Here is a 4,418-nt window from a genome sequence, read left to right as displayed (position 1 = left end):
CGCCGCACCCGCACCCGCGCGGCGTGGCTGCACCCGCTGCTCGGGCCGCCCCGGCGCCCAGGTCCGGATCACCATCCCCGCCTCCACCCTGCTCGGCCTGGACGACCAACCCGCCCACCTCGACGGCCACGGACCCGTCGACGCCGTCACCGCCCGCGCCCTCGCCGCCGGCGCCATCTGGCAACGGGTCGTCACCGACCCCCTCACCGACCGCGTCCTGGACGTCGGACGCCAGAGATACCGACCACCCGCCGCCCTCGACGAGCACGTCCGGACCCGCGACACGACCTGCGCCGCACCCGGCTGCACGGTCCCGGCCCGCGGCTGCGACCTCGACCACACCGAGGAGTACCACCCCCGACCCGGCACCGACCCCGACACACCCCCGGGCCGCACCGACGCCGACAACCTCGGACCGCTCTGCCACCGCCACCACCGCCTCAAGACCGACGGCGGCTTCCGGCTGCGCCAGATCCAACCCGGACTGTTCGAGTGGATCACCCCCACCGGCCACCGCTACCTCACCCGACCCGGCACCGGCCAGTCCCACGACGCCACCACCGACCCCTTCGACACCCCACCCCCGTTCTGAGCCGTGACGGCTCCGCGGTCTGCGACCGGCCTGGACATCGGCGCACACCTCGCGGCCGGCCTCGACCCGGCCGCCCCGCTCCGACCTCGCGCGTGTCGGCGGCCGGTGCCAGCATCGGGGCATGCGGATCAGGCATCAGGTGACGGTGTTCGACACGGCGGACCTGGCGACGGAGAGCGCGTTCTGGGCCGGTGTCCTCGGCGGGACGGTCGAGCCCGACGACGACTGGCACATGCTCTACGTCGACGGCGAGCCGCGGATGGGCTTCCAGCTGGCCCCGAACCACGTGCGGCCCGACTGGCCGGACGGCGAGCAGCAGCAGATCCACCTCGACCTCTACGTCGAGGACCTGGCGGAGGCGCACGCCCACGTGACCGGGCTGGGCGCCGAGCTGCTCCAGCCGGCGGACGACCCGGACGCGCCCGAGGGGTTCCAGGTGTACGCGGACCCGTCGGGGCACCCGTTCTGCCTCTGCTGGTGAGGTCGGGCGCTCAGCCGCTCCCGACGCCGACCAGGTGCTCGCGCTCGGCCAGGTGCCGGGCGACGTCGCCCGGGTCGGTGCGGGCCGACAGGTAACCGAGGTACCCGTCGGGCCGGATCAGCGCGGCGCCGTCGTGCCCGATCCCGTAGCGGTCGGCGACCACGCCGCCCGGGTCGACCAGCACCGGGCCGTCGGCGGTGCCGTCCGGCCCCGGCCGCACCGGGACCACCGTGCCGAGCCCGCCCAGCACGGCGCGCAGCCGCTCGTGCGACGTCCGGGACAGGCACGTGGTCAGCAGGAGGTGCCCGGGCCGGCGCAGCAGGTCGCCGATGCGGGCGGGGCCGCCGTCCACCGCCCGGAGCCCCTCCGGGTCGGGCGCGTGGTCGCCCGGGCACGCGCCCTGCACGCCGGCGCCGCCGCCCACGGCCGGGCTCCCCCGGTACCGCAGCCGCACCTCTGCCATGCTCGCCGCGACCGCCTCGCCGACCGCCGGCACGTGGCCGAGCAGCAGCAGCCCGACGTCACGCAGGTGGCCCCGCGGCCCCTGCGTGGCGACGGCGCGGGTGAGCCGGGTGGTCTGCCGGACGACCGCGGCGCCGACCGGGTGCCGCTCCGCGTGGTAGCTGTCGAGCAGCGCGTCCGCGGCCCGCCCGGTGCTGACCAGCGCGAGCTTCCACGCGAGGTTGACCGCGTCCTGCATCCCGGTGTTCATGCCCTGGCCGCCCGCCGGGCTGTGCACGTGCGCGGCGTCGCCGGCGAGCAGCACCCGCCCCCGGCGGTACCGCTCGACCTGGCCGTGGTGCACCTCGAACCCGACGAGCCAGCGCGCGTCGCTCAGCCGCCAGTGCTCGCCCATGCGCTCGTCGACCAGCCGCTGCACCTCGTCCAAGGTCGGCTGCGCGGGCGGTCCCGCCGCGGGGACCTGGAGCAGGAACCGGGTGCGCCCGTCGGGCATCGGGAACGCCCCGGAGACGCCGTCCGGGCCGGCGAACAGCCGGATCGTGTCCGACGGGAGCGTGGTCGCGGCGGCGACGTCGGCGAACAGGAAGTGCCCACCGTCGGGGACGCCCTCGATCCGCTCGCCGACGGCGGCCCGCACGCGGCTGTGCCCGCCGTCGGCGCCGACCACCCACCCGACGCGCTGCCGTGCCGTGCCCGCCGCGGACGCGAGGGTGACGTCCACGCCGCGGTCATCCTGCGCGAGGTCGGTCAGCGTGACGCCGCGCTCGACGGCCACGCCGAGGCGTGCGGCCAGGGCGGCGAGGACCGCCTCGGTCTCCGGCTGCGGGGTGTCGAGCGCGCGCGGGTAGCGGGAGTCGATGCCGGTGGTGACGGCCCGCAGCCGCAGGGTGCCCGCCGCGCCGGAGCGCACCTCGACGGCGGTGATCTCCACCGCCCGCGCGACCAGCTCGTCCAGGACGCCCATCGCCGCCAGGTGCTCCTGGGTGCGGGCCTGCACGACCACGGCGCGGGACTGCGTCGTGGGCTCGGTCAGCGCCTCGACCACCCGGACCCGTGCGCCCTGGCGGGCCAGCTCGCACGCGGCGGTCAGGCCCACCGGACCGGCGCCGACGACGAGCACGGTGGACGGCTCCTCTGCGGTGCCGGACATCGGACTCCCCCGTTCCCGGGCGCTGCCGGCCGGACGGCGCCCGTTCGCGCCCACCGTGACCGCGCGCCCCGGCCGGCGGCCTCACCCGCGGCGGATGAGCGGCCGCCGCCCGCAGGGCGCTCCCCGCCTGCGCGCCCCGCCGTCGTGCCGCTCCTCGCCCTGAGGTCCCGGCCGGTCAGGCCGGGACGGCGAGCTCGCCGCGCACGATGCTGTCACCCGAGTGGGCCGGGTCGCCGTCGAACGGCTCGGCCGACACGTCGACCACCGGGAACTCGGCGAGGTCGAGCCCGTCCGGGATGACGAACCGCCCTTCGTCGCCGTCGAGCACGCCCAGCGAGACCAGGCGCGTCGCCCCCGTGTCCAGCAGCCACACCTGGCGGAAGCCGTCGGCGTCGGCGTCGGCGAGCCGCACGACCAGCGTCCGGTGTCCCGCGGCGTCCTCCTCGAGCTGCGCGTCACCGGTCGCGGACCAGCCCGGCAGGGCGTCGAGCCGGACCTCGGCGACGACGGTCTCGGCGTCGCCGCGCAGCGCGGCGGAGACGGCGACGCCCCCGGCGACGGCCCCGACGACCAGGCCGGCGGCCGCGGCGGCGAGCCAGGGCCCGCGGCGGCGCGCGGGTCCTGCCCCCGCGGCGGGTGCGTCGGCGGGGCCCTCGGCGGTCCGGGTCGACCGCGACGCGTCGGGCCCCGCGCCCGCCCCGGCCGGCCGCGCAGCCTCGTCCGACCCCCCGGGCGCGGCGGGGGACGGCGTCGCGTCTCCCGGCGTCACGTCGGCCGCGAGGCCCAGCTCGTCCCGCACCCGCACCCAGACGCCGTCGGGCGGCGGCACCGACGCGTCCCCGGATCCGTCCCGTGCCACCGCCACCGCGGCGGCGAGCGACGCGACCTCGCGCGCGCAGCCGGCGCACGCCGCGAGGTGCGCGCGCGAGGTCGCGTCGAGCGGCTCGCCCAGGGCGGCGAGCGCCAGGTCCTCAGGGTCGAGGTGCGGCACCGTCCACCTCCAACCGGTCGCGCAGCCGTTGCAGGCTACGACGGATGTGGCTCTTGACCGTGCCGAGCGGCAGGTCGAGGCGCCGGGCGATCTGGTCGTGCGTGAGGTCGTCGTAGAACGCCAGGGCGAGGATCGTGCGCTGCGGCTCGCCGAGGCGGTGCAGCTCGTCGACGACCACGACGTGGTCCGCCACCCGCGCCGCCTCGGGCTCGGGCTCGCGTGGGGCCCGGGCGGCGACGGCGCGCAGGTCCCGGGCGTCCCGGCCGCGGCGGGCGAGCGCGTCGGCCACGGCGTTCCGGGTGATGCCGGTCAGCCAGGCGCGCAGCGGCCCACGGTCGGCGCGGTACCCCGAGCGCCCGCGCCAGGCCGCGACGAACACCTGCTGGGTGACGTCCTCGGCATCGGCGGCGGACCCGAGGGTCCGCAGGGCCACGGTGTGCACGAACGCCGACCACCGCCGGTACGCCTCGGCGAGCGCCTGCTCGTCGCCCGCCTCGAACGCGCGCGCCAGGGCGTCGTCGTCCCAGTCGAACGGCGGGCGCAGGCGCGCGACGGGGCTGGGCAGGGTACGCCTCCTCGCGGGCCGGGTCCCGCCGCGGGGCGCGGGGGTCGCGGAGGCCATCATGCGCCGACCGGGGTCCCGGTGACCAGGACGTCGTCGGCGGCGGGCGGCGCGCCCCGGTCGACGGTGGCACGCACGGGGCAGGAGCCCGGCCACGTCGCGGGGGCGGCGGCGTGGCCG

The 4,418-nt window shown here is 78.3% G+C and carries 4 protein-coding genes and 1 pseudogene; 2 read left to right on the top strand and 3 right to left on the bottom strand.

All coding sequences use genetic code 11. The features are described from left to right. Both MHY85_RS20290 and MHY85_RS20285 read left to right on the top strand, forming a co-directional pair. Positions 1 to 592 (top strand): annotated as a pseudogene (locus MHY85_RS20290) (hypothetical protein); the annotation flags it as partial. A gap of 121 nt (positions 593 to 713) precedes the next feature. Continuing rightward, the gene (locus tag MHY85_RS20285) at positions 714 to 1,073 is read left to right on the top strand and encodes a VOC family protein (RefSeq protein ID WP_239200102.1); all 360 of its coding nucleotides are present in this window, start codon (positions 714 to 716) and stop codon (positions 1,071 to 1,073) included. Between the two features lie 10 nt (positions 1,074 to 1,083). Here MHY85_RS20285 and MHY85_RS20280 read toward each other — a convergent pair whose 3' ends face one another. From MHY85_RS20280 to MHY85_RS20270, 3 genes are all read right to left on the bottom strand, one after another. Continuing rightward, on the bottom strand, positions 1,084 to 2,685 hold the full coding sequence (locus MHY85_RS20280) for an FAD-dependent monooxygenase (protein WP_239200099.1): 1,602 nt from the start codon (positions 2,683 to 2,685) through the stop codon (positions 1,084 to 1,086). Between the two features lie 175 nt (positions 2,686 to 2,860). Then, positions 2,861 to 3,676 carry an anti-sigma factor gene (locus MHY85_RS20275; RefSeq protein WP_239200096.1) on the bottom strand — a complete coding sequence of 272 codons (816 nt, stop codon included), beginning with the start codon at positions 3,674 to 3,676 and terminating at the stop codon, positions 2,861 to 2,863. Then, a complete protein-coding gene (locus MHY85_RS20270; protein ID WP_239200094.1) occupies positions 3,657 to 4,301 on the bottom strand; it encodes an RNA polymerase sigma factor in 645 nt (214 codons plus the stop codon). Before MHY85_RS20270 ends, MHY85_RS20275 begins: the two co-directional genes overlap by 20 nt. Positions 4,302 to 4,418: the final 117 nt, after the last annotated feature.

The sequence above is a fragment of the Cellulomonas sp. ACRRI genome (assembly GCF_022346185.1).
Taxonomy (GTDB): Bacteria; Actinomycetota; Actinomycetes; order Actinomycetales; family Cellulomonadaceae; genus Cellulomonas.
The sequence above is the reverse complement of the archived record's forward strand: the minus strand, read 5'-3'. Positions and strand labels throughout refer to the sequence as shown.

Coding starts and splice junctions, on each gene's coding strand:
- MHY85_RS20285 (WP_239200102.1), top strand. CDS start 714: ATGCGGATCAGGCATCAGGTGACGGTGTTCGACACGGCGGACCTGGCG.
- MHY85_RS20280 (WP_239200099.1), bottom strand. CDS start 2,685: ATGTCCGGCACCGCAGAGGAGCCGTCCACCGTGCTCGTCGTCGGCGCC.
- MHY85_RS20270 (WP_239200094.1), bottom strand. CDS start 4,301: ATGATGGCCTCCGCGACCCCCGCGCCCCGCGGCGGGACCCGGCCCGCG.